The organism is Bradyrhizobium hereditatis (assembly GCF_020329435.1).
GTDB lineage: Bacteria > Pseudomonadota > Alphaproteobacteria > Rhizobiales > Xanthobacteraceae > Bradyrhizobium > Bradyrhizobium hereditatis.
In genome coordinates, this window is sequence record NZ_JAGKJK010000001.1 from 910,164 (window position 1) to 931,455 (window position 21,292).

Here is a 21,292-nt window from a genome sequence, read left to right on the forward strand (position 1 = left end):
ACAACTTGGCATAGACCCTGCTTTTGAGGAAGCCGGTTGGAATGCGAGCCCAGGATCGTCGCGGCTAGCGGCGAGAATGAGCAATCCGGCTTTGCTGGATGAATGCCGGCTTTGCCGGTGCAAGGATCAAACCAGACGGCGCCAGGGTAAGTTCACCAGGCTGCGACATCGACCTATCTGCAATTTTGGAAATGCCCGGGAGGCGCTCAGTGAAGAAGATTGAAGCCATCATCAAGCCATTCAAGCTCGACGAGGTTAAAGAGGCGCTTCAGGAAGTCGGACTCCAGGGCATCACGGTGACCGAGGCCAAGGGCTTCGGCCGGCAGAAGGGACATGCCGAACTCTATCGCGGTGCGGAATACATCGTCGACTTCCTGCCCAAGGTGAAAATCGAGATCGTGATATCGGACGAATTGGTCGAGAAGGCGATCGACGCGATCCGCCGCGCCGCCCAGACCGGGCGCATCGGCGACGGCAAAATCTTCGTCTCGAACATCGAGGAAGCGATCCGGATCAGAACCGGCGAATCCGGGCTGGACGCTATCTAAGGGCGGTGGTATCCCGAATTTTGCGGCTAAAAAGCAAGAAAAGGGCTGCTGCGGCAGCCCGATTTCGTTCGCGGCATCTTCTTACGATCGTCTGCGAAATGTCGCGTCCTGGAAATCGTCCGTAGCCAAAAGGGGTATTCATGAAGACCGCTAAAGACGTCATGAAATCGATCAAGGACAACGACGTAAAATACGTCGACCTGCGCTTCACCGATCCGCGCGGCAAGTGGCAGCACGTGACCTTCGACGTCAGCATGATCGAAGAGGACACCTTCGCCGAAGGCCAGATGTTCGACGGCTCCTCGATCGCCGGCTGGAAGGCGATCAATGAGTCCGACATGAACCTGATGCCCGATCCGGTCACCGCGACGATCGACCCGTTCTTCGCCGAAACCACCATGGTCATCATCTGCGACGTGCTCGAGCCAACCACCGGCGAGCCCTACAACCGCGATCCGCGCGGCATGGCCAAGAAGGCCGAGGCGATGGTCAAGTCGATGGGCGTTGGCGACACCGTGTACTTCGGCCCCGAAGCCGAGTTCTTCGTATTCGACGACGTGCGCTACCAGACCACGCCCTACAACACCGGCTTCAAGCTCGACTCCTCGGAGCTGCCGATCAATTCGGACACCGAATATGAGGGCGGCAATCTCGGCCACCGCATCCGCACCAAGGGCGGTTACTTCCCGGTGCCGCCGCAGGACTCGGTGCAGGACATGCGCTCGGAAATGCTCGGCGCCATGGCCAAGATGGGTGTGAAGGTCGAGAAGCATCACCATGAAGTGGCTTCCGCCCAGCACGAGCTCGGCATGAAGTTCGACACGCTGACGCTGATGGCCGACCAGATGCAGATCTACAAATACTGCATCCACCAGGTCGCGCACATCTACGGCAAGACCGCCACCTTCATGCCGAAGCCGGTCTATGGCGACAACGGCTCGGGCATGCACTGCCACCAGTCGATCTGGAAGGACGGCAAGCCGGTGTTCGCCGGCAACAAATACGCCGACCTCTCGGAAACCTGCCTCCACTACATCGGCGGCATCATCAAACACGCCAAGGCGATCAACGCCTTCACCAACCCGTCGACCAACTCCTACAAGCGCCTGGTCCCGGGCTATGAAGCGCCCGTGCTGCTCGCCTACTCCGCGCGCAACCGCTCGGCCTCCTGCCGCATCCCCTACACGGCAAACCCGAAGGCCAAGCGCGTCGAAGTCCGCTTCCCCGACCCGATGGCCAATCCCTATCTCGGCTTCGCCGCGATGCTGATGGCCGGCCTCGACGGCATCAAGAACAAGATCGATCCGGGCCCGGCGATGGACAAGGATCTCTACGACCTGCCGAAGGAAGAGCTGAAGCAGATCCCGACCGTGTGCGGCTCGCTTCGCGAGGCGCTGGAAAATCTCGACAAGGACCGCGCGTTCCTCAAGAACGGCGGCGTGTTCGACGACGACTTCATCGACAGCTTCATCGAATTGAAGATGACCGAAGTCGAGCGTTTCGAGATGACCCCGCACCCGGTCGAGTTCGAGATGTACTACTCGCAGTGATCCCGCGCGGCGCTCGGCCGCCGGTATCACCGTCCAACAACGCGAAAGGCGCTCCGTTTGGGGCGCCTTTTGTTTTTGCAGTCCGTCTGGCGCCGAGATCGCCGCTAAAGTAACATTCCACCGCACCGCTCGACGGGGACCAATTGGTCGCACTGGATATGCGGCCGTTTTCACGGAGTCCACGACCGGGCTGCCTCTGAGGGTCAGCTGATGGCCACTGCAACGACCAGCGTCTCCTCGCCGCCAAGGCCGACGCCCCCCCGGGGCTATTTGGCCGTTATCCGCACCATCGACAAGTTCACGGATTGGAGCGGCCACCTCTTCGTGCTCCTCATCATTCCCCTGGTGTTCGCCAACGTTTACGAGGTTTTCGCCCGCTACTTCCTGAGGAGCCCCACTGTCTGGGCGCTCGACGTGACGACGATGTCGTACGCGGCGCTCTTCATGCTGGGATCGACGCTGGCGCTTCTCAAGGGCGCTCACGTGCGCACCGACATGCTGTGGGAAGGATTCTCGGACCGAACCAAAGGCATGATCGACAGCCTCGCATTCATCCTGTTCTTCCTGCCGACGATGGCAGTGCTGTTCTACATCTCGATCGATGACTTCCTTTACTCGATCTCGATCGACGAGCGCTCGAGCTCCGGAGCCTGGACGCCGATATTGTGGCCGCTGCGCGGGGTTATTCCACTCACCGCCTTCATGCTGTCCCTGCAGGGCATCTCGGAGCTCATGAAGAGCCTGTGGGCATGGCGCACCGGTCAGTTCCTGACCAGGCACGAGAAGATCGAGGTCTGAAACATGAGCCATTCCGAGCTCCTCGGCCTCATCATGCTCCTCTGCATGGTCGCCGTCATCTTCATCGGATTCCCGATCTCCTTCACGCTGCTGTTTCTCGCGATCATCTTCGGCGGCTTCGGACTGGGCTGGGAGCAGACCTTCAACCTGAGCTACCTGCAGATCTGGGGCACGATGAAGGATGAGATCTTTCCGGCCGTGCCGCTGTTCATCTTCATGGGCTACATGACCGAACAGGCCGGATTGATGGAGCGCCTGTTCGGCGCGATGCGCAGCCTGCTAGCACCGGTACGCGGCTCGCTCTATCTGGCGGTGATCCTGACTGCGACGATCTTCGCCATGGCGACAGGCATCGTCGGCGCGGCAGTCACGGTGCTCGGCATCATGGCGGCGCCGATGATGATCAAGACCGGCTACGACCCCCGGCTGTCCGCGGGGGCCATCGCTGCCGGTGGCACGCTCGGAATTCTCGTTCCGCCAAGCGTCATGCTGGTTGTTATGGGTCCGGTCATGGGCGTTCCCGTCAACCTGCTCTACTCGGCGGCGTTCGGCCCGGGCTTCCTGCTCGCCGGCTGCTACATCGCCTACACGCTGACCCGAAGCTTCCTGAACCCCAAGCTCGGCCCGGCCATGACGATGGAGGAGCGCGAGGCGGCCTACAAGGAGATGACCACCGAGAAAGTGGGGATACCGGTACTGGTCCTGGCGCTGCTCTGTCTGGTGACGCTCGTCTATCTGCTGGCCGACCTGCTGCTTGGAGTTGCCCGCGCCCCCTCTCTCCCGGTGACGATTGGCCGGATCGACGTGTCAGTTGCTGCGCTGGTACCGGCACTGCTCGCAGCGTGGGCCTATGTCCGCGACGCCTATTTCCGCGCCGTCGTGCTGGGCATCGCACCGCTGAGCGCACTGATCGGCTTTACGCTTGGCACCATTGTCGGCGGGCTGGCAACGCCGACTGAGGCCGCCTCCTGCGGGGCCTTCGGCGCCGCCATCCTGGCGCTCGTGTACCGCCGGCTCAACGTGCGCTCGCTCACGAACGCAGGCATTGGCACGATGGTGACCTCGGCCATGGTGCTGTTCCTGGCAGTGGCCTCAACCGTATTCGGCGCGGTCTTCACGAAGCTCGGCTCGGCAAATCTGATCACCGATTTCCTGCTCGCGATTCCGCTAAGTGACTGGTGGAAGCTCGCCCTTATCATGGCAATCTTCTTCGTGCTCGGATGGCCATTCGAATGGCCCGTGATCATCCTGGTGTTCCTGCCGATCGCCCTGCCAGTGGTCGAAAAGCTCCAGCTCGGTCTGGGTAAGCTCGACCTCTTGATCTGGTTCGGCGCGCTCACTGCCGTCAATATGCAGACCGCTTATCTCAGTCCGCCCGTCGCAATGTCAGCTTATTATCTGCGCAACGTCGTGCCGAATTGGAGTCTCGCCACGATCTACAAGGGCATGGCCGACTACATGGTGATCCAGGTCTTCGCCCTCATCCTGCTGTTGATATGGCCGCAAATCGCGCTATGGCTGCCGCATATGGTGCGGTAGCAAGAAGGGCGGCGCTGCCGCCGCCCTTCGATATGATGCTCCCCTGGTGCTATTTGCCCTCCTTCGGCGGCCAGTAGTAGTCCGCCTGAAAAGCGTAGGGCGGGAACATGAAGCGCTTGGCCGGCACCACCTTGGCGGCATAGGCCTTCTGCGAGTCGTACACCTTCTTGAAGAAGGGATTCTTGGCCGACTCGGCGGCCGCGAATTCATCCCAGGTCTTGAGGAAAGCCTGGTTCACCTCCGGCGGCGTGGTCAACAGCTTCACGCCGTGCTTCTCCGCAAATTCGGCAATCGCATCCGCGTTCTGGCGCTGGTAGCTCGCCCACCAGCGCAGGAACGTCTCCGAAACCGCCGACTTGATGGCCTCCTTGTTCTGGGCCGGCAGGCTGTCCCATACTTCCTTGTTGAAGGCGATCTCGGCCACAGATGCGCTCTCGTGCATGCCGGGCGTGTAGTGGTACTTCCACACGGTGTGCAGCCCGAGCCGCTGATCCTCGACGCCGCCGACCCACTCGGCACAGTCGATGGTGCCGCGTTCGGCCGCAGGCAGGATCTCACCGCCCGGCATGTTGACCACGGCCATGCCCATCTTGGAGTAGAGCTCGGCGACGATGCCGGTCTGTCGGCACTTCATGCCCCGGAAGTCGTTGAGGTCCTTGATCGGACGCTTGAACCAGCCGAGCGCCTGCGGGCTCGGCGGCATACTGGGAAAGGCGACCAGGTTGAGCTTGAGCTCCTTCTGGTAGAACTCGTTCCACAGATCGAGGCCGCCGCCCTCGTAAACCCAGCCGATGAAATCGACGGGATCCATGCCGGCGATGCCCGCGGGGGTATTGGCGAACAGGGTCGCAGCCTTGTTCTTGCCGAACCACCAGTAGGAGATGCCCCAGGCGCCATCGATGACCTTCTTGTGCGCTGCATCGAGAATCTCGAACGGCGGGACGATCGCGCCGCCTGGCAGGGCCTCGATCTTGAGCTGGCCCGCCGTCAACTTGTCCACCCGGTCAGCGAAAAACTTCAAGGCATCCTGCGCCGTGGACGACGGGGGCACTGCCGATTGGATCTTCAGCGTTCGGGCCTGCTGCGCGTGCGCCGTGACGGCTGGCGCCAATGTGGCAGAGACTGCAGCGACCAGAGCCATCGCCGTAAGCGAACTGATTTTCATTGTTTAGCTCCTCCCTAGCGTTAGGTATCTACCTCCCTCTAACAGCGTGCAGGCGAGCCCAACGGCGTCGCCGGCGAACAATCCTAGCGCAGATGGATGGGCTTGGCTGCACTGAATGCGCTCCAACACTCCGACGATCACGACATTGAGCCGACGACCAGCTTGCGCGAGGCGCTGCAAAACCTCGACAAGGACCAGCACGCGTTCGTCACAGCACGGCGGCGTGTTCGACGACGACTTCGAGCTGAAGATGACCGAAGTCGGGCGCGCGGCGCTCGGCCGCCGGTATCACCGTCCCACAATGCGAAAGACGCTCCGTTTGGGGCACTTCTTGGTTTTCGAGACTTGGAACGGGAACATCGCAATGCCGCTGCGCGTTGTGGGGGTCCACCAGACCGCGTCGACGGAGGGACGTTCATGAAAGCAACCCTGAATAGAATAACGTTGAATAGTCTCGCAACTACATGCATTGCCCTGACGCTCGGCCTAGCCGCGGCCCCGGCCACGGCTCAGGACACCGGGCGGACGAGGGTCGGCACGCTCACCTGCAACATCGCGCCCGGTGTAGGCCTTGTTGTCGGGGGACAGCGGCAACTGAGCTGCATCTATGCGTCAACGAGAGGCAGGGCGCGCGAGGCTTATGAGGGCACTGTCAGCACGCTTGGCCTCGACATCGGTGCCACGACCGGCGGCCAGCTGGCCTGGGCGGTCTTTGCGCCCGGCAGGCTGCCCCGGGCGGCATTGGCCGGAACCTATACGGGTGCGACAGCCGGCGGCACCGTCGGCGCCGGAGCAAGTGCCAACGTCCTGGTTGGAGGGCCGGACCGCAGGATCATCATGCAGCCGGCAGCCGTGCAGGCGCAGACGGGCGTGAATATTGCCGCAGGCGTATCCACGATGGAGCTGCGGCCGGCAGCGGCTGCGCCCGCACGTCGCGCGCCGCCCCAGTGATGACGTTATCGCTGGTGAACTAGTCGGCGGCTTGCCGCCGGGATCATCGCCGCGATGCGAAAGGCGCCTCCATTCAGGCGCCTTTTGTTTTTGCAGCCGTAAAATTGGCTACTCAGTGATTTGCTTTTCTTTCCCTGCAAGCACAATTTCATGCTGAAGCTGCGGCAAACTGGCACGACGGCAAATCACTTCTGATTTTCAGAAATCGTGTCAAGTCCCCGAAGAAAAGATATTCCGCTTTCATTCTCACCCAAATCAGTCGCATAACTCCGCCTGTCTCACCGCAAGATGAGGGGCGCTCGCGAACGTCACGAACGCGCGGTGAGATGCGATGGACGCAGATGGCGCGAGAGACGTTGCGCGCCGGATGCGTACGGTGAAGTCGTGTGGTTCTGATGTCGCGGTGCTGGCATTAAGTCCCAAGAGAAGCAACGCTTCTCCGGGGCGACGGTGGCAAAAAAGCCGTTCGCCGGGAAGAGCACGTTATAAGCCGTAAAGCCATTGCGCAGGGAAGGCCGGAGTGTTCTGAGCTGTACCTGTATGCTCGTGTGCGTTTTCTTTATGCGCAACGGCACACGAGACCGCGGGTGCAGCGGGCACCCGGTCTTCCCTGCGCCCTCTGAACTTCAGGCGGGCGAAAGAAGATGCAAACCTCGGGCGATGAGCGTCGCGAGAATGCGAAGTCATACTCAGTTGTCGTCACCCGCGAAGGCGGGTGACCCAGTATCCCAGAGAGCAGTGATTGAACCGATAAGCCGCGGCGTACTGGATCCCCGCCTTCGCGGGGATGACGGTCGAGTGTTGCGTCGCTATCTCCCCGTCATTGCGAGCGCAGCGACTTGTCCGCCGAAGCCTCGGCGAAGGCGGAAGCAATCCATTGTCACCTCGTACGCGGAAAGATGGATTGCTTCGCGGAGCCTGTCATCGGGCGCGCGTTCGCGCGACCCGTTGGCTCGCAATGACGGCGGGGCGACAGCGTCGCTGTCATACCTCGCAGATCTAGCCACGCTTCGGCGGATTCTCCTTCAGAAACCGCTCCACGTCCTCCTGCACCGAATAAGGCAGCGGGATCGGATCGCCCATGTGGTCGATCGCGCGATCGAGGCAGAGCCGCACCATGCGTGCGAGCTCGGCCTTGCGGTAGGGCTTCGGGAGCAACAGCACGCCTTCGCCGAAGCGCGCGCTCGAGCTGAACGCATCGAACGTGTTGCCGGAGGTAAACAGCACCCGGAGCGGCCGGCGCAGCCTCGCGACTTCCTCCGCAAGTTGCCGGCCATTCATGGCGCCGGGCATCACGATATCAGTGAACAGCATGTCGAATGCCGTGCCGCTGTTCACCAGTTCGAGCGCCTGCGCGGCGTTGGAAGCCGCAATCACCTTGTAGCCGAGGCTTTCGAGCCGGCCGATGACATGCGCCCGCACGACGTCGTCATCCTCCACGCAAAGGATGGTCTCCGATCCGCCGCGCAACTCCCCATCCGTCGCCGGCGCTGCATCGCTTGCGGCAGGCGCTTCCGAAGCCTCGACCTCAGCCTTCGGCAGAAGGATGCGGAAGCAGGTCCCCTTGCCCTCCTCACTCTCGACCACCACGCTACCGCCGGATTGCTTTGCAAATCCGAACACCATGCTGAGCCCAAGTCCGGTGCCCGCGCCGAACTGCTTGGTCGAAAAGAACGGCTCGAAAATCCTCTCCCGGATTTCGGGCGAAATGCCGGCGCCGGTATCGATCACCTCGATCACGACATAGTCGCCCGGGCCGAGCCCGCCCCTCTCGGCGTCGCCCTCGCGCGTGAGATTTCCCGTCCTGAACAGCAGGCTGCCGCCGTCGGACATGGCATCGCGCGCGTTGATCGCGAGATTGACGAGCGCCGAGGAAAGCTGGCTGCGATCAACCAGCGCCGGCCAGACCTGATCGCTCAGCGCGGTTGCGATCTGAATCTGTCTGCCGAGCGTCGGCGACAGCAGCTCGACCACCTCATCAATGACGGCATTGACGTCGGTCTGGTGCGGGCGCAGCGGCTGCTTGCGGGCGAAGGCGAGCAAGTTGGCCGTAAGCTGGGAAGCGCGATCGGCGGCATCGCCGATCATCCGCGCGATCGAGGCAAGCGCCGGATCATGCTTGACGCCGTCGGCCAGGATTTCGATTGTGCCAGTGATCACGGTCAGCACATTGTTGAAGTCGTGGGCGATGCCGCCGGTCAACTGCCCGACCGATTCCATTTTCTGCGCCTGGAACAACTGCTCCTCCGCCGCGCGCTTGGCGGTGATGTCCCTGATGAAGGCGTTGATGACGTAGCCCTCGCCGCGGCGGACCGTCGTCAGCGATACTTCGGCAAAGAATTCACGCCCGTCCTTGTGCAAGAGCGGCGTTTCGTAACGGCCGCCGACAGCATCGCCTGCCGCTTCGCCGAAGAATCGGTCGACCCATTGCCGGTGCACGGCGCGCTGCGTTTCCGGAAAGACCAGCTCGTCCACGCTTCTGCCGACGGCCTCCACGCGCGTCCACCCCATCAAGGCCTCGGCCCGCGGGCTCCAGGTGAGGACGACACAGCGTTCGTCGGTCTGGACAAAGGCGTCGAGCGCGCCCTCGATGATGGCTTGCGCCATTTCGCCGTCGATCAGCGTCCGGAGTTCACGCCCCTGCTCCGCTTCATTGCGAACGGCTGCAGGGCCCGTGGTATCGGGCAATGGCCAGCGCCAAAGCCCGACAAGTCCGACCGCAGCGACAGCCGCGAGTACGCCGGAGATTACCGCGCCCACCAGCGCGGCGCCGACAATGGTCGCAAGCGGCCCGCCGGGCGCGACGCGGCTGGCGAGATAATAGGTCACCGCACTCACGACGCAGGACGTCACGACCACGAGCGCAATCATCGCCAGCACGAGACGTCTTGGGTGCGTCATGCCTTTACCAGTCTGGAGATGACGAATGACTTAGCCGACTTCCCGGAGCCGATCCCATCCTTTCGGCCCCGTAAAACCACGGATCGTGTCGACCTGCAACACTCCCGTCTGGCGTGTGGCCACTCAGTTCGCCGGTTTATGCCCCTTGAGCGCCGCGCCGAATGCTTCGAACAGTTTTCGGTTGATCGGGTTCCGCTGCGCGTCGTACTCCGCGTGCCACTGGACGCCGAGCGCAAAGCTCGGCGCGTCCGCGATCCGGATCGCCTCGATGGTGCCGTCCTCGGCGATGCCTTCGATGACGACGCGCTTGCCGGGTTCGAGGATGCCCTGCCCGTGCAGCGAGTTCACCCGGATGGTTTCGCAGCCGAGCAGATTCGCGAACGTACCGCCCGGCGTGAGGTGGACGTCGTGGCGGTCGGCAAACACGACCGTCGGGTCGGGGTGAATCTCGCCGTTCTCCAGCCGCGGCATGCGGTGGTTCATACGTCCGGGAATCTCGCGGATCTCCGGGTGCAGCGAACCGCCGAAGGCGACGTTCATTTCCTGCAGACCGCGGCAGATGCCAAAGATCGGCACGCCGCGGGCGACGCAGGCCTCCGCCAGCGCCAGCGCGACGTCGTCGCGATGGATGTCGTAGGGCTCGTGCTTTTCATGCGGCTCGGTCTTGAAGCGGGTCGGATGAACATTGGCCCGCGCCCCGGTCAGCACGATGCCGTCGACAACGTCGAGCAGCGCGCCAATATCGGTAATCTCGGGCGAGCCGGCAAACATCAGCGGCAGTCCGCCTGCGACGTCGACGACCGCGCGCAAATTGCGCTCGCCGACCATTTGGGTCTGGAAACGATTTTCGACGCGATAAGCGTTCCCGATCACCCCGACCACGGGCCGCTTCATCGCAACAATTCCGCTGTCATCGTCCTGTGCAGGGATCTTCTGGGTTGGGTCATGTATGCCGAAGATAATGCCCGCGGCGGGGCGGCGGATCAATATCCGGCGACAAGCAGCGGGGCTGCCCTGCTATTTTCGCGTGAAGGCCTCCCGGGCGTCGATACCGTCGACCCCCGGCAAACCGGCCGCCCGCAGCGCCGTGGCGGCTGCGTTGCCGTCGCCGTTCAGCCACGGCAATTTGGCCTCGATCCCGCGTGTCACCGGCTCGCCCAGCGCGCCGCCGAAATCGAGCGGCCAGTAGCCGTTCGGCACCACTTCTGCGGATATCCCCTCGAGCCGATAACCCTTGCCGAGCACGGCTTCAGTGTCGTCGTACGCAACCAGCCGCGCGGTACCGGGTTGGGCGGGATCGACAAAGCTGACGAGCACCGGAATCAGTTCGCGCTTGACCGGGACTGTGCCGGTCTGCCGGCTCATTTCGCTGAACGGCACACGCTTGCCCGCAGCCGCCCCATAAGCGCGCAACGCCACGTAATTCATGTCGTCAAGCACGAGCTTGTTGTCGAGATGCGCGAGCAGCGCGACGAGATTCCTGCCCTGTCCGAGATCGACGAAAACGGCATCGCCGAGGGTGCGGGTCTGACCGCGTCGTGTGTAGCTGCGATCCGGATGGACGGTGACGACGCTGGAAGCCGACTTGCGTCCCTCCGGCGTCTCGACCTCGACCGTCAGCCGATATTTGTGGGCGGGACGGTTGATCCTGATCTGATCGCCGATCACCAGCGCCGCCAGCAGCGCGATCGGGCCGAACCATTTGAAGTACATCTCACCCCTCGCCACGACGCCATATCAGATGACACACCGCTTGGCATAGCGAATGCGGGAGCGTCAAACCGGCGGGTACGCTGCCGCTTGATCCCAGGTCGATTTTTGGCGAATGACTGGCGCAGCAAATTTCTTACGAGAAGGAATCAACGTGACAGGTCCCGCTGACAATCGCCTTCAGGCCCGCAACGATCTGGCGTGGGCGATCTCGGTCGGCGGCATCGGAGTCGTGCTGTTCGCCGCCCTGCTGGTTTTCACCTGGCACTTCGCCGCGACGCTGTTCTTGCTGTTCACCGGCATGCTGCTCGGCGTCGCCCTCAATGCCATGAGCAACCTGCTCGGGCGCGTGGTGCGACTGCCCCATGCGCTGCGACTGACGGCCGTGTGCCTGATCGTCGCGGGCATGCTGTCGGGCATCGTCTTCCTCGGCGGCACCACGATCGCGCAGCAGACGACGGCGCTGAGCAAGACGCTCAAGTCGCAACTCGTCAACGTCAAGGGCTTTCTGGAACAGAACGGCATCGATACCAGCTTCTTCGATTTCGGCACGCTGTCGTCGACCTCGGATGACGGCGCGCCGGCGGCGCCGGCCGCGACGCCGCACGCGCTTCCCAGTGCCGGCACGATTGCGGCGAGCGGCGGCGCCATCTTCAGCCAGAGCCTCAAGCTGATCCTGGGTACCGCGAGCGCCGTCGGAAACTTCTTCATCGTGCTGTTTCTGGGAATAGCGTTCGCAACCCAGCCCAGCGTCTATCGCAACGGACTGTTGTTCATGGCGCCGGCGAGACACCGTACACGCGCGATCATGATCGTAGACCGGATCGGGGAGACGCTGGAGCGCTGGCTGATCGCGCAGATCATCACCATGGCCGCGGTGTTCCTGGTGACCTGGATCGGGCTGTCGATCATTGGCATCCAGAGCTCGTTCATCCTGGGCATTCAAGCGGGGCTGCTCGCCTTCATCCCGACCGTCGGCGCGATCCTAGGCGGGTTGATCGTGGTGCTGGCCAGCCTCGCCTCCGGATGGGTCGCAGGCCTCTCCGCCTTCATCCTGTTCCTCGGCGTGCACGCACTGGAAAGCTACGTGCTGACGCCGATCATCCAGCGCCAGGCGCTCGACATTCCGCCGGCCACGCTGTTTGCGTTCCAGATCCTGCTCGGCGTCGTCTTCGGCATCTGGGGCTTGGCGCTCGCGCTGCCCCTGATGGCGATCGCCAAGGTGATGATCGATCACTTCAAGGCGGAAGCTTCGCCGGTCGCGATCGCGGCCGGCTGATGGCTTCAATCCGCCGTGGTCAGCACTGTCTCGGTATGTTCGACCTCGGGAGGCGAAGCAAAATACGGCCCGACCAGCGCGCGCCAGGCGGCGAAATCCTCCGAGCCGCGGAAATCCACGGTGTGGTTTTCCAGGGTCTCCCACCGCGCAACCAGCCGGTAGCGCTGCGGCTTCTCGATCGATTTATGCAGCTCAAAGCCCTTGCCGCCCTTGGCGCGCAGGAACAGCGGGCGCGCCTTGGCAACGGCGGCTTCAAAATCCGTCTCGGTGCCCGGCTTGACGTCGATTTGTGCGATTTCAGTAATCATTCGAGTTGTGCCTCCACATGACAACCGGCGTGTCTAGCCCAGCCGTCGGAAAAGCAAAAGGCAAAGCCACCCAAGTTGCTGCGATGCACGCTCGCCGCGCCAAGCATGACGAAATCGTGCAGGCGACATGCTCTCGCCTCAACCCTCTTTGGTGTAGGCTCGCGCCAAACAAGAGCGACAAGCTCACGGTCACGGGGAGAGAAACGATGAATCTCGGTCGGCTCCTGTTCTCCTTCACCTTGGCCACGGCGACGAGCATGCTCAGCCTGGCGGCCGGCCCATCGCATGCACAGCAGGCTCCGGCGGTCGCAATCGACAAGGACGATATTGGCGGTGTGGTGCGCGGACCGAACGGGCCGGAGGCTGGCGTCTGGGTAATTGCGGAAACCACCGAGCTGCCGACCAAATTCGCCAAGATCGTCGTCACCGACGATCAGGGCCGCTACGTGATCCCTGATCTGCCGCCCAACGTGAACTACGCCATCTGGGTCCGTGGCTACGGGCTGGTGGATTCGCCGAAGCTGCGGGCCAAGCCGGGCCAGCAGCTCAACCTCACGGCGGTGCCGGCGCCGAACGAGGCGGCCGCGGCGCATTACTACTCGGCGATCTACTGGTACACGATGATGAAGATTCCGCCGGCGAAGGATTTCGGCGGCAGCACGGAGATCCCGAAGGAGATCACGCAGGACATCTGGCGGCAGCGGATGAACAATGTCGACTGCATCGGGTGCCATCAGCTCGGCCAGGAATCCACGCGCACGATCCCGGGCGGGCTCGGCGAATTCAAATCGCACGAGGAAGCCTGGATGCGCCGCGTCTCATCCGGACAGACCGGGGAATTGATGGTGAACCGGCTCGCGGGCCAGCTCGGCGGCGTGCCGTTCAAGTATTTCGGCGACTGGACCGAGCGGGTCGCCAAGGGCGAACTGCCGAAATCCAAACCACCGCGGCCGGCCGGCATCGAGCGCAATGTCGTCATCTCCTCCTGGGAATGGGCGACCGAGAAGCACTTCGTCCACGATCTGATTTCGTCAGATCGCCGCTACCCGACGGTCAACGCCTATGGCCCGCTGTTCGGCGCGAATGAATATTCATCCGACGACATGCCTATCCTCGATCCGAAGACCCACAAGGTGACGTTCTCGAAGATGCCGGTCGCCGATCCCAACGCGCCGGAATCGTTCGGCCCGCCACTGCATGGCACGGCCATGCTCAATCCGCTCAGCCCTTCGCCCTATTGGGGCGATGAGAAGATCTGGAGCCAGCGCGCCAACAACCACAACAGCATGTTCGACAAGAAGGGCCGCCTGTGGCTCGCGGCAGCGGTGCGCGGCATCGAAAATCCAGCGTACTGCCGCAAAGGCTCTGACCACCCGTCCGCCAAGGCCTTCCCGCTGGAACGGTCAGGCCGCCAAGTGACGGTGTACGATCCCAAGACCGAGAAATACAGCTTCATCGATACCTGCTTCGGCACCCATCATCCGCAGTTCGGCTACGATGCCGACGATACGCTTTGGCTCTCGGGCTCCGGCCCGGTGGCCGGTTGGGTGAACACCAGGATTTGGGACGAGACCGGCGATGCCGTCAAAGCGCAGGGCTGGGCGCCGTTCGTGCTCGACACCAGCGGCAATGGCAAGCTCGATGAATATACCGAGCCGGGCAAGCCCGTAGAGGTTGGCAAGGACATGCGGGTCGCCGGTTCAGGCCCCTACGCCGTGATGCCGCATCCGACCGACGGTTCGGTCTGGTACACTGTGAACGTGTTCGCGGGCCAACCCGGCTTCATGCGCTTCGATCCCAAGACCAAACTGTCCGAGTTCTATGCTATTCCGAAGGAGGGCATCGGCGTTCGCGGCGGCGACATCGACAAAAACGGCGTGCTCTGGGGCTCGGGCTCGAACGGCAGCCTGATCCGTTTCGATCGCAGCAAATGCAAGGCCCCGCTAAGCGGGCCGGAAGCCACCCGCAATCACTGCCCGGAAGGATTCTCCTACTTCAGGTATCCCGGACCCGGCTTCGAAGGTTTTGAGAACTCCAGCGCCGAAGCGAGCTATTACACCTGGGTCGATCACCACAACACGGTGGGTCTTGGTGAAAATATCCCGATCTCCACCGCCAACCTCAACGATGGCTTCGTCGCCCTCAAGGATGGCCAGATGGTGATGCTGCGCATCCCCTATCCGCTCGGCTTTTTCGCCAAGGGCCTCGACGGCCGCATTGACGATCCGAATGCAGGCTGGAAAGGGCGCGGGTTGTGGAGCTCAAGTGGCGACCGCACGCCCTGGCTGATGGAGGGCGGCAAAGGTTCCAAGCCGCGCGCCGTACATATTCAGGTACGGCCTGATCCGTTGGCGAAATGAGAAGGCGGTCAGCCGAACAGCAACACGGTGCCGGCCACTATCAGCGCGCAGCCGATGAACATGATGGCAGGCCAGCGCATTCTGCGCTGATCGTAACGACCCTGCGCACGGCGCTCGGTGATGAGCGCCATCTCGTATTCTTCCGAGGTCGAGAACCGGCAGCCGAACCCACCGCGGGCCGAGGCTGCGGCCGCTTCGAGCGACACCAGGGCAGCCTGTGGGTTTCGTCTGCTGTGTGAATCCATACCTCAGATGATATGGACCGAATGGTAAACGAGAGGTTACCGCTCAAGCTTCCCTCCGGAGACAAGTTCGAAAGTATCGAGTTAATCTCCGGAGGCATCGCCCTGTTTGCACGCGATGAATTGGAAAACGCGATTTGCGCCCTACTCCATCTTGATGTTGGCGGCCTCGATGACCTTTTTCCATCGCGCCGTGTCCGATGCGATGTAGGCGGCAAACGGTTCTGCCGGCAGCGCCACGGCGTCGGCGCCGAGCTCGGCCATCTTCTGCATCGTCTCCGGCTGCTGCATGAACGCCCGGATTTCCGTCGACAGCTTTTCGACAATCGGCTTCGGCGTCGCCGCCGGAACGAAGAAGCCGTGCCACGCCACCGCCTCGAAGCCGGGCAGATACTCGGCAACAGTGGGAAGATTAGGATCGAACGAGGCGCGCTTGGGCGTTGCGGCGGCGATCAGCGCAAGCTTGCCGTCCTTGGCCTGCGGCAGCAGCAGCGGCACATTGTCGAAGGCAAGGTCGATCTGGCCGCTGATAAGGTCTGTCAGCATCGTGCTCGAGCCCTTGTAGGGCACGTGTACCATCTTGGTGCCGGTCATCTGCTGGAACAGTTCGCCCGCCAGATGCTGCGAAGTGCCGACGCCGGCCGAACCGAAAGAGACCTTGTCCGGATTGGCCTTCAGATAGGCGATCAGGTCCGGCACGGTACGCGCTTTGATTTTGTCGGGGTTGACGACGAGAACGTTGGGCACGACGCTGATCTGCACGACCGGCTGCAGATCCTTATCCGGCTGATAGCTGAGCTTGGGGCCATACAGCGACGGGTTGATCGCAAGCGCCGATGTGCTGGCGAGGCCAAGGGTGAGACCATCCGGCGCCGAACGCGCCAGCCGCGTCACGCCGACGATGCTGCCCGCGCCGCCGACATTTTCGACCACGAACGGCTTGCCCAGCTTCGCCTGAAGATGGTTGGCCACCATGCGTGCGAAGATATCGGCGGTGCCGCCCGCGGCGAACGGAACGATCACGCTCACCTGTCTTGAAGGATACGCCTCCTCCGCCTTCACGGGCGCCGTTGCCAGCAACATCGCCGACGCAAGAATAAGCCACATTGATCTCATCGAAGTTCCCTCTGCTTCCTCTGTTATTGATTGATGCAGTGCGCCGCCACGGCCTGGCTAAAAGGCTGTCTCGTACATCTGCAAAATTTCGTCACGGCTCAGATCGCGCGGGTTATTGTCGAGCAGGCGGCGAATGGCATGCGCCTCGTCGGCCATGACGCCGAGATCGTCGTTGGGAACGCCGAGCGCGGACAACCGCATCTCGATGCCGAGATCGGCGCAGAAGCGATACGTGGCCTCGAACGCCGCCACCGGAACGTTACGTTCCGACAGGCCGAGCGCATGCAATACGGCGATCGTCTTCGCCGAGGTCGCCGGCATGTTGAAAGCCAGCGTATGCGGGAAGATCACCGCGCAGGCGAGGCCATGAGCGATGTGGTGGCGCGTGCCGAGCGGATAGGCTACCGCGTGGCCGGCCGTCGTATTCACCGGACCGAGGCAATAACCGCCATAGAGGGAGGCCAGTGCCAATCCCGCGCGCGCTTCGCGATCGCCGCCGTCAGCCACCGCACGCCGCAGATAGCGTCCGACCAGCCGCGCACCTTCGATCGCGTAGAGATCGATGGCCGGATGCGCCTTGCGGCTGGTATAGGCCTCGACGCAATGGGCCAGCGCATCGACGCCGGTCGCGGCAGTGACCTCGCGCGGCACGGTCGTCGTCAGGTCGGGATCGACGATGGCGATATCCGCCAGCATGAAGCGGCTCTGAACCGCGAGCTTGTTGCGGCTGGCCGGGTCCGTGACTAGCGCGCGGGTGCCGGCCTCACTGCCGGTGCCCGAGGTGGTCGGAATCTGCATCAGCGCGACGCTGCGACCGGCAACCTTCTCGGCGCCCACGATGTCGGCAAAGGCCACCTCACCCGTACAGAGCACGGCTACCAGTTTGGCGAGATCCATTGCGCTGCCGCCGCCGAAGCCGACGATAAGGTCGGGCGCGGCCTCGCGCGCTATCGCCACCGCCTTTTCGAGATTGGGCAGATCCGGCTCAGGCTTCACGTCGCCGAACACCTTGACCACTCCGGGCAGCCCCAGTTGATCGACGCGCCGCGCATTGAATAGATCCGAAATCACCAGCGGCCGCCGCGCGCCGATCCGCTCCGCAAACCGTGCTGCTGCGACGATCGTTCCGCATCCGAACTCGACCACGGTGGGGCGAAGGATTTCGATCGGCGTGAATGAATTGGTCATTGGACGTCTGCTCTCATCACTTTGGAGCTATGGAGGTGCCGCCGGCCAGGCGTTCGGCATAATCGATGGCCTCGATCAGGCTGTGCTCGTTGGCGATACCCTTGCCGGCGATATCGAAGGCGGTGCCGTGATCGACGGAGGTGCGGATAATTGGCAGGCCGAGCGTGATGTTGACGCCGGAAAGCTCCTGCCAGCGGCCGGTCGCGGGATCGACCTGAAATCCGAGCAGCTTCACGGGAATGTGCCCCTGGTCGTGATACATCGCGACCGCCGCATCGAACTGGCCGGCGCGCAGCTTGACGAAGATGGTGTCGCCCGGCACCGGGCCGACGACATCGAGGCCATCGGCGACCGCCTTGGCGATGGTCGGCGCCGAAACGTCGATATCCTGCCGCCCGAACAACCCGCCCTCGCCCGCATGCGGGTTGAGCGCCGCAATGGCGATCTTGGGGCGGGCGATGCCGAGCCGGCGCAGCGCGTCGTCGGTGAGATCGATCACCTGACGGAGCCTCTCCGGGGTCAACCGCTTCGGCACATCCTCCAGCGCCACATGGGTGGAGACATGGCTGACGCGCATGTTGCCGTGGGCGAGCAGCATCACCGAGCCGCGCACGCCGGTGAGATGCGCCAGCATCTCGGTATGGCCGGGATAGTGGTAGCCCGCCTTGTTGAGCGCCTCCTTGTTTAGGGGCGCCGTGACGATGGCCGCGGTCCGGCCGGCCTGCGTCAGCCGCACGCCGTGCTCGACCGCCTTGAAGGCAAACCGTCCGCCGTCGGCGCTGAGCACGCCCGGATGGATCCGCGCGCCCTCGGCATCGGCCTGCAGAAAGCAAAGGCCCGGCCAATCGCGATCCTCGGCGCTCACTTCCGGAATCGCGATGCTTGCGCCGAGCGCGGCCTTCGCGCTCTCCAGCGCGGCGCCGCTGCCGATGATCAGAAGCCGCAGATCACCGCGCGCAATCCTGTCCTGCAAGCTAATGCAGGCCTTGACGATGATCTCCGGGCCGATCCCGGCCGGATCGCCCATGGTGATTGCGAGATGGCGAGAGATCATGTCGGGCTCCTCATGCTGAGCAATTGGTTGTCCTGGAGCAGTTCGCGCCAGAGCTCCCTTGTACCAAACGCTCCGGATTTCGAGATCACGTCGACGCCGGCCCAGCGGCCGCCCTGAAGTATCGAGCGCGGCAGGCCCGGCACGATCCGGCCCGTGACTTGCAGCGCCTGTGCGCCGAGCGCGACGCAGACGGCCTTCAAGGTTTCGCCGCCTGCCACAATCAATGTGCCGGGAGGCTCAAGCGCCGAAATTAGCGACGTCAATTCGACCGCGATCCGCCGCGCCGCCTCCGCACGTGACAATCGCTCGGGCAGCGAAAACTTCACTAGCGCCACGCCGTTATCCACAAGCTTACGGTGCACCCGGGTGGCGCCTTCGCCTTCGACAAGCGTGATGGTGGCTTCGCCGCATGCTTCAAGTTGCGACGCCGTGACGGCCTGATCGGAACCGAACAATCCGAGCACCGGCTTCTTCAATTGGCGCGGCGCGTCGGCATGGCAACCGCGCGCGAGGGCGCCGGCCAGACCACCGCTCCCGCACCACAGGACGGGTGCGGCCAGACGCCGGCCGATCTCGACCACGCGATCGAGGTCGCCATCGCTCTCGGCATCGAAGACCTGAACGCCGCCATGCGACCACGCGTCGGGCCCGCCTTGCCGGGCGTCGATATTCTCCGCCTTTAGCTGCGCCAGCAGATTTCGTCCGACCGGATACCAGTCACCCTCCGGCGTGCGCGCCAATTGCTGTCCGTCACATGTCCGGCGTCCCTGATACGCGAAGGCCGGCGCGACGACGCATGAGGCCCAATGACCAGTGCGCAAGCAGGCGCCGAGTTCGGCTGCCCACGCGCCGCGCAGCAGGCTGTCGACCTTCTTGTAGGCGATCGTGCCCTCGTGCAGCAGCGGCGCAAGCTGTCCAACGATCTCGACGCTATCAGCCTTCGCGAGCTCGCGTGTGCCGCTGTCGATCGCAAGACTCCGCGAAACGTTTACCGAAAGCGCCTCCGGCCATGTCACATCGAACGGTCCACACAACCCGACAAACTCAGCCGCGGTGTCGAGCGCACCGGTGAGATCGTCGGCAAGAAGGCGGACGCTCGTCATCGTCATGCCGCCCCCGCGTTGCCGATCGTGCGGAGAGCGCTCGCGAAGATCTTGTCCGGATTCATCAGACCGTTCGGATCGAGCAGTTGCTTGATACCACGCATCAGGCCGATATCGAGCGGATCGGTCACGCGTGCCAGCCGGCCGCGATTGGTGATGCCGATGCCGTGCTCGGCGCTGATCGCGCCGCCTTGCGCCGCCGTCTCGTCGTCGACGATCTCGTTGATCTCAGCCACCAGCGCGGCAATTGCGGCCGGGTCACTGCAGCGATCGCGGTCGATCAGTGCGATCACATGGATATTGCCGTCGCCGATATGTCCGTGCACGACCACGCGCGCATGGGGAACGGCCGCCATGATCCTCGCCTCAACATTAGTGACGAACGCGGCCTGCCGGTCCAGCGGGACCACGCTGTCGTGAGACACCACATAACCGCTGCGTTTGTTTCCTTCGGAGACACTGTGCCGCACCGCCCAGATCGCCTTCGCCTGAGCGAGGCTTGACGCCAGCACGGCATCCTCGGCCAGCCCGGCATCCATCGCTTCTGAAAGCGCGCTGGCGAGCGGCTCATTGAGATCGATCCCGGCCAGCGTATCGGTCAGCTCGACGATCAGGTACCACGGCGTTGTGAGTTCAAAGGGAATGGCGACATGCGGCACGGTCTCGGCAATCACCTCGATCTGGCTGCGTGACATGATTTCGAGGCTGCCGAGCCGGTCGCCGATCGCGCCGCGCAGGCGCTGCATGATCTGCAGGGCATGATCGACGCTGTGCAATTTGAGCAGCGCCAAAGCCGAACTGCGCGGCGGCGCGAACAGTTTCAGCACCGCCGCGGTCACGATGCCGAGCGTGCCTTCCGCGCCAATGAAAAGCTGCTTGAGCGCATAGCCTGTGTTGTCCTTGCGCAGCGCACGCAGGCCGTTGAAGACGCGTCCATCCGGCAGCACCACTTCCAGCCCGAGCACCAGATCGCGCATAGGCCCGTAACGCAGCACTGCCGTGCCGCCGGCATTGGTCGAGATGTTGCCGCCGATCTGGCAGGAGCCCTCGGCCCCGAGGCTCAACGGAAAATAACGGTCAACGGCCGTCGCCGCGGCCTGCACTTCGGCAAGGATGCAGCCGGCCTCCACCGTGATCGTATTGGCGAGCGGGCTCACGTCGCGCACGCGCCGCATGCGATCGAGCCGGATCACGACATTGGATGCGCCGTCATCCGGCGTCGCAGCGCCGCACATCCCGGTGTTGCCGCCCTGCGGGATGATCGCTAGCTGCCTTTCGACGCAATGCCGGACGACCGCCGCGACTTCATCCGTCGAGCCAGGCCGAACGACAGCGATGGCGCGACCGCGATACCGCCCGCGCCAGTCCGTCACATAGGGCTCCTGATCGCCGGCGGAATCGATGACATGATTGTTGCCGACGATATCAGCCAATCCAGCAAGGACTTCCTGGGGGGATCCAGACATCAGGTCGCCTCGTC

18 protein-coding genes are annotated in these 21,292 nt (G+C 63.2%); 7 read left to right on the forward strand and 11 right to left on the reverse strand.

The genetic code is table 11. From position 1 onward, the window contains the following. Positions 1–209 precede the first annotated feature (209 nt). The 4 genes from J6524_RS04490 to J6524_RS04505 all read left to right on the forward strand — a co-directional run bounded on the left by J6524_RS04490 (position 210) and on the right by J6524_RS04505 (position 4,435). Entirely contained in the window at positions 210–548 is a 339-nt protein-coding gene (locus tag J6524_RS04490; RefSeq protein ID WP_027537227.1) for a P-II family nitrogen regulator, read from the forward strand. A 140-nt stretch (positions 549–688) separates the two neighbouring features. After that, entirely contained in the window at positions 689–2,098 is a 1,410-nt protein-coding gene (glnA, locus tag J6524_RS04495) for a type I glutamate--ammonia ligase (RefSeq protein ID WP_225669131.1), read from the forward strand. A 210-nt stretch (positions 2,099–2,308) separates the two neighbouring features. Beyond that, positions 2,309–2,896 (forward strand): TRAP transporter small permease subunit, encoded by a 588-nt coding sequence (locus J6524_RS04500; protein ID WP_225669132.1) that lies wholly within the window; start codon positions 2,309–2,311, stop codon positions 2,894–2,896. Between the two features lie 3 nt (positions 2,897–2,899). After that, a complete protein-coding gene (locus J6524_RS04505) occupies positions 2,900–4,435 on the forward strand; it encodes a TRAP transporter large permease (RefSeq protein ID WP_225669133.1) in 1,536 nt (511 codons plus the stop codon). Between the two features lie 49 nt (positions 4,436–4,484). Here J6524_RS04505 and J6524_RS04510 read toward each other — a convergent pair whose 3' ends face one another. After that, positions 4,485–5,600, reverse strand: coding sequence for a TRAP transporter substrate-binding protein (locus J6524_RS04510; protein ID WP_225669134.1), 1,116 nt, complete (start codon positions 5,598–5,600; stop codon positions 4,485–4,487). Between the two features lie 417 nt (positions 5,601–6,017). On the opposite strand from J6524_RS04510, the gene J6524_RS04515 reads away from it, so the two are divergent. Further along, complete coding sequence (locus J6524_RS04515; protein ID WP_225669135.1) at positions 6,018–6,551, forward strand: DUF992 domain-containing protein; 534 nt, start codon at positions 6,018–6,020, stop codon at positions 6,549–6,551. Between the two features lie 999 nt (positions 6,552–7,550). On the opposite strand, the gene J6524_RS04520 is transcribed toward J6524_RS04515, so the two are convergent. The 3 genes from J6524_RS04520 to J6524_RS04530 form a co-directional block, all read right to left on the reverse strand. After that, a complete protein-coding gene (locus J6524_RS04520; RefSeq protein ID WP_225669136.1) occupies positions 7,551–9,452 on the reverse strand; it encodes a PAS domain-containing hybrid sensor histidine kinase/response regulator family protein in 1,902 nt (633 codons plus the stop codon). Between the two features lie 123 nt (positions 9,453–9,575). Then, a complete protein-coding gene (locus J6524_RS04525; protein WP_225669137.1) occupies positions 9,576–10,346 on the reverse strand; it encodes a gamma-glutamyl-gamma-aminobutyrate hydrolase family protein in 771 nt (256 codons plus the stop codon). 123 nt (positions 10,347–10,469) lie between these two features. Further along, positions 10,470–11,165 carry a hypothetical protein gene (locus J6524_RS04530; protein WP_225669138.1) on the reverse strand — a complete coding sequence of 232 codons (696 nt, stop codon included), beginning with the start codon at positions 11,163–11,165 and terminating at the stop codon, positions 10,470–10,472. A 151-nt stretch (positions 11,166–11,316) separates the two neighbouring features. Here J6524_RS04530 and J6524_RS04535 point away from each other — a divergent pair, with 151 nt between their 5' ends. Further along, positions 11,317–12,441 carry an AI-2E family transporter gene (locus J6524_RS04535; protein WP_225669139.1) on the forward strand — a complete coding sequence of 375 codons (1,125 nt, stop codon included), beginning with the start codon at positions 11,317–11,319 and terminating at the stop codon, positions 12,439–12,441. A 5-nt stretch (positions 12,442–12,446) separates the two neighbouring features. On the opposite strand, the gene J6524_RS04540 is transcribed toward J6524_RS04535, so the two are convergent. Beyond that, entirely contained in the window at positions 12,447–12,749 is a 303-nt protein-coding gene (locus tag J6524_RS04540; protein ID WP_225669140.1) for an antibiotic biosynthesis monooxygenase family protein, read from the reverse strand. A gap of 206 nt (positions 12,750–12,955) precedes the next feature. Between J6524_RS04540 and J6524_RS04545 the strand changes: the two genes are divergently transcribed. Continuing rightward, complete coding sequence (locus tag J6524_RS04545) at positions 12,956–15,109, forward strand: carboxypeptidase-like regulatory domain-containing protein (protein WP_225669141.1); 2,154 nt, start codon at positions 12,956–12,958, stop codon at positions 15,107–15,109. An 8-nt stretch (positions 15,110–15,117) separates the two neighbouring features. Here the strand turns inward: J6524_RS04545 and J6524_RS04550 are convergent, their stop codons facing one another. The 6 genes from J6524_RS04550 to J6524_RS04575 form a co-directional block, all read right to left on the reverse strand. Further along, on the reverse strand, positions 15,118–15,354 hold the full coding sequence (locus J6524_RS04550) for a hypothetical protein (protein WP_225669142.1): 237 nt from the start codon (positions 15,352–15,354) through the stop codon (positions 15,118–15,120). A gap of 141 nt (positions 15,355–15,495) precedes the next feature. Then, the gene (locus tag J6524_RS04555) at positions 15,496–16,467 is read right to left on the reverse strand and encodes a Bug family tripartite tricarboxylate transporter substrate binding protein (protein WP_225669143.1); all 972 of its coding nucleotides are present in this window, start codon (positions 16,465–16,467) and stop codon (positions 15,496–15,498) included. 57 nt (positions 16,468–16,524) lie between these two features. Further along, the gene (locus J6524_RS04560) at positions 16,525–17,655 is read right to left on the reverse strand and encodes an iron-containing alcohol dehydrogenase (RefSeq protein ID WP_225669144.1); all 1,131 of its coding nucleotides are present in this window, start codon (positions 17,653–17,655) and stop codon (positions 16,525–16,527) included. Between the two features lie 16 nt (positions 17,656–17,671). Continuing rightward, positions 17,672–18,709, reverse strand: a complete 1,038-nt coding sequence (pdxA, locus tag J6524_RS04565) for a 4-hydroxythreonine-4-phosphate dehydrogenase PdxA (protein WP_225669145.1) — start codon at positions 18,707–18,709, stop codon at positions 17,672–17,674. Continuing rightward, on the reverse strand, positions 18,706–19,812 hold the full coding sequence (locus tag J6524_RS04570; protein WP_225669330.1) for a four-carbon acid sugar kinase family protein: 1,107 nt from the start codon (positions 19,810–19,812) through the stop codon (positions 18,706–18,708). Before J6524_RS04570 ends, pdxA begins: the two co-directional genes overlap by 4 nt. Positions 19,813–19,814: 2 nt before the next feature. Continuing rightward, on the reverse strand, positions 19,815–21,278 hold the full coding sequence (locus J6524_RS04575) for an FAD-binding oxidoreductase (RefSeq protein WP_225669146.1): 1,464 nt from the start codon (positions 21,276–21,278) through the stop codon (positions 19,815–19,817). Positions 21,279–21,292 lie beyond the last annotated feature (14 nt).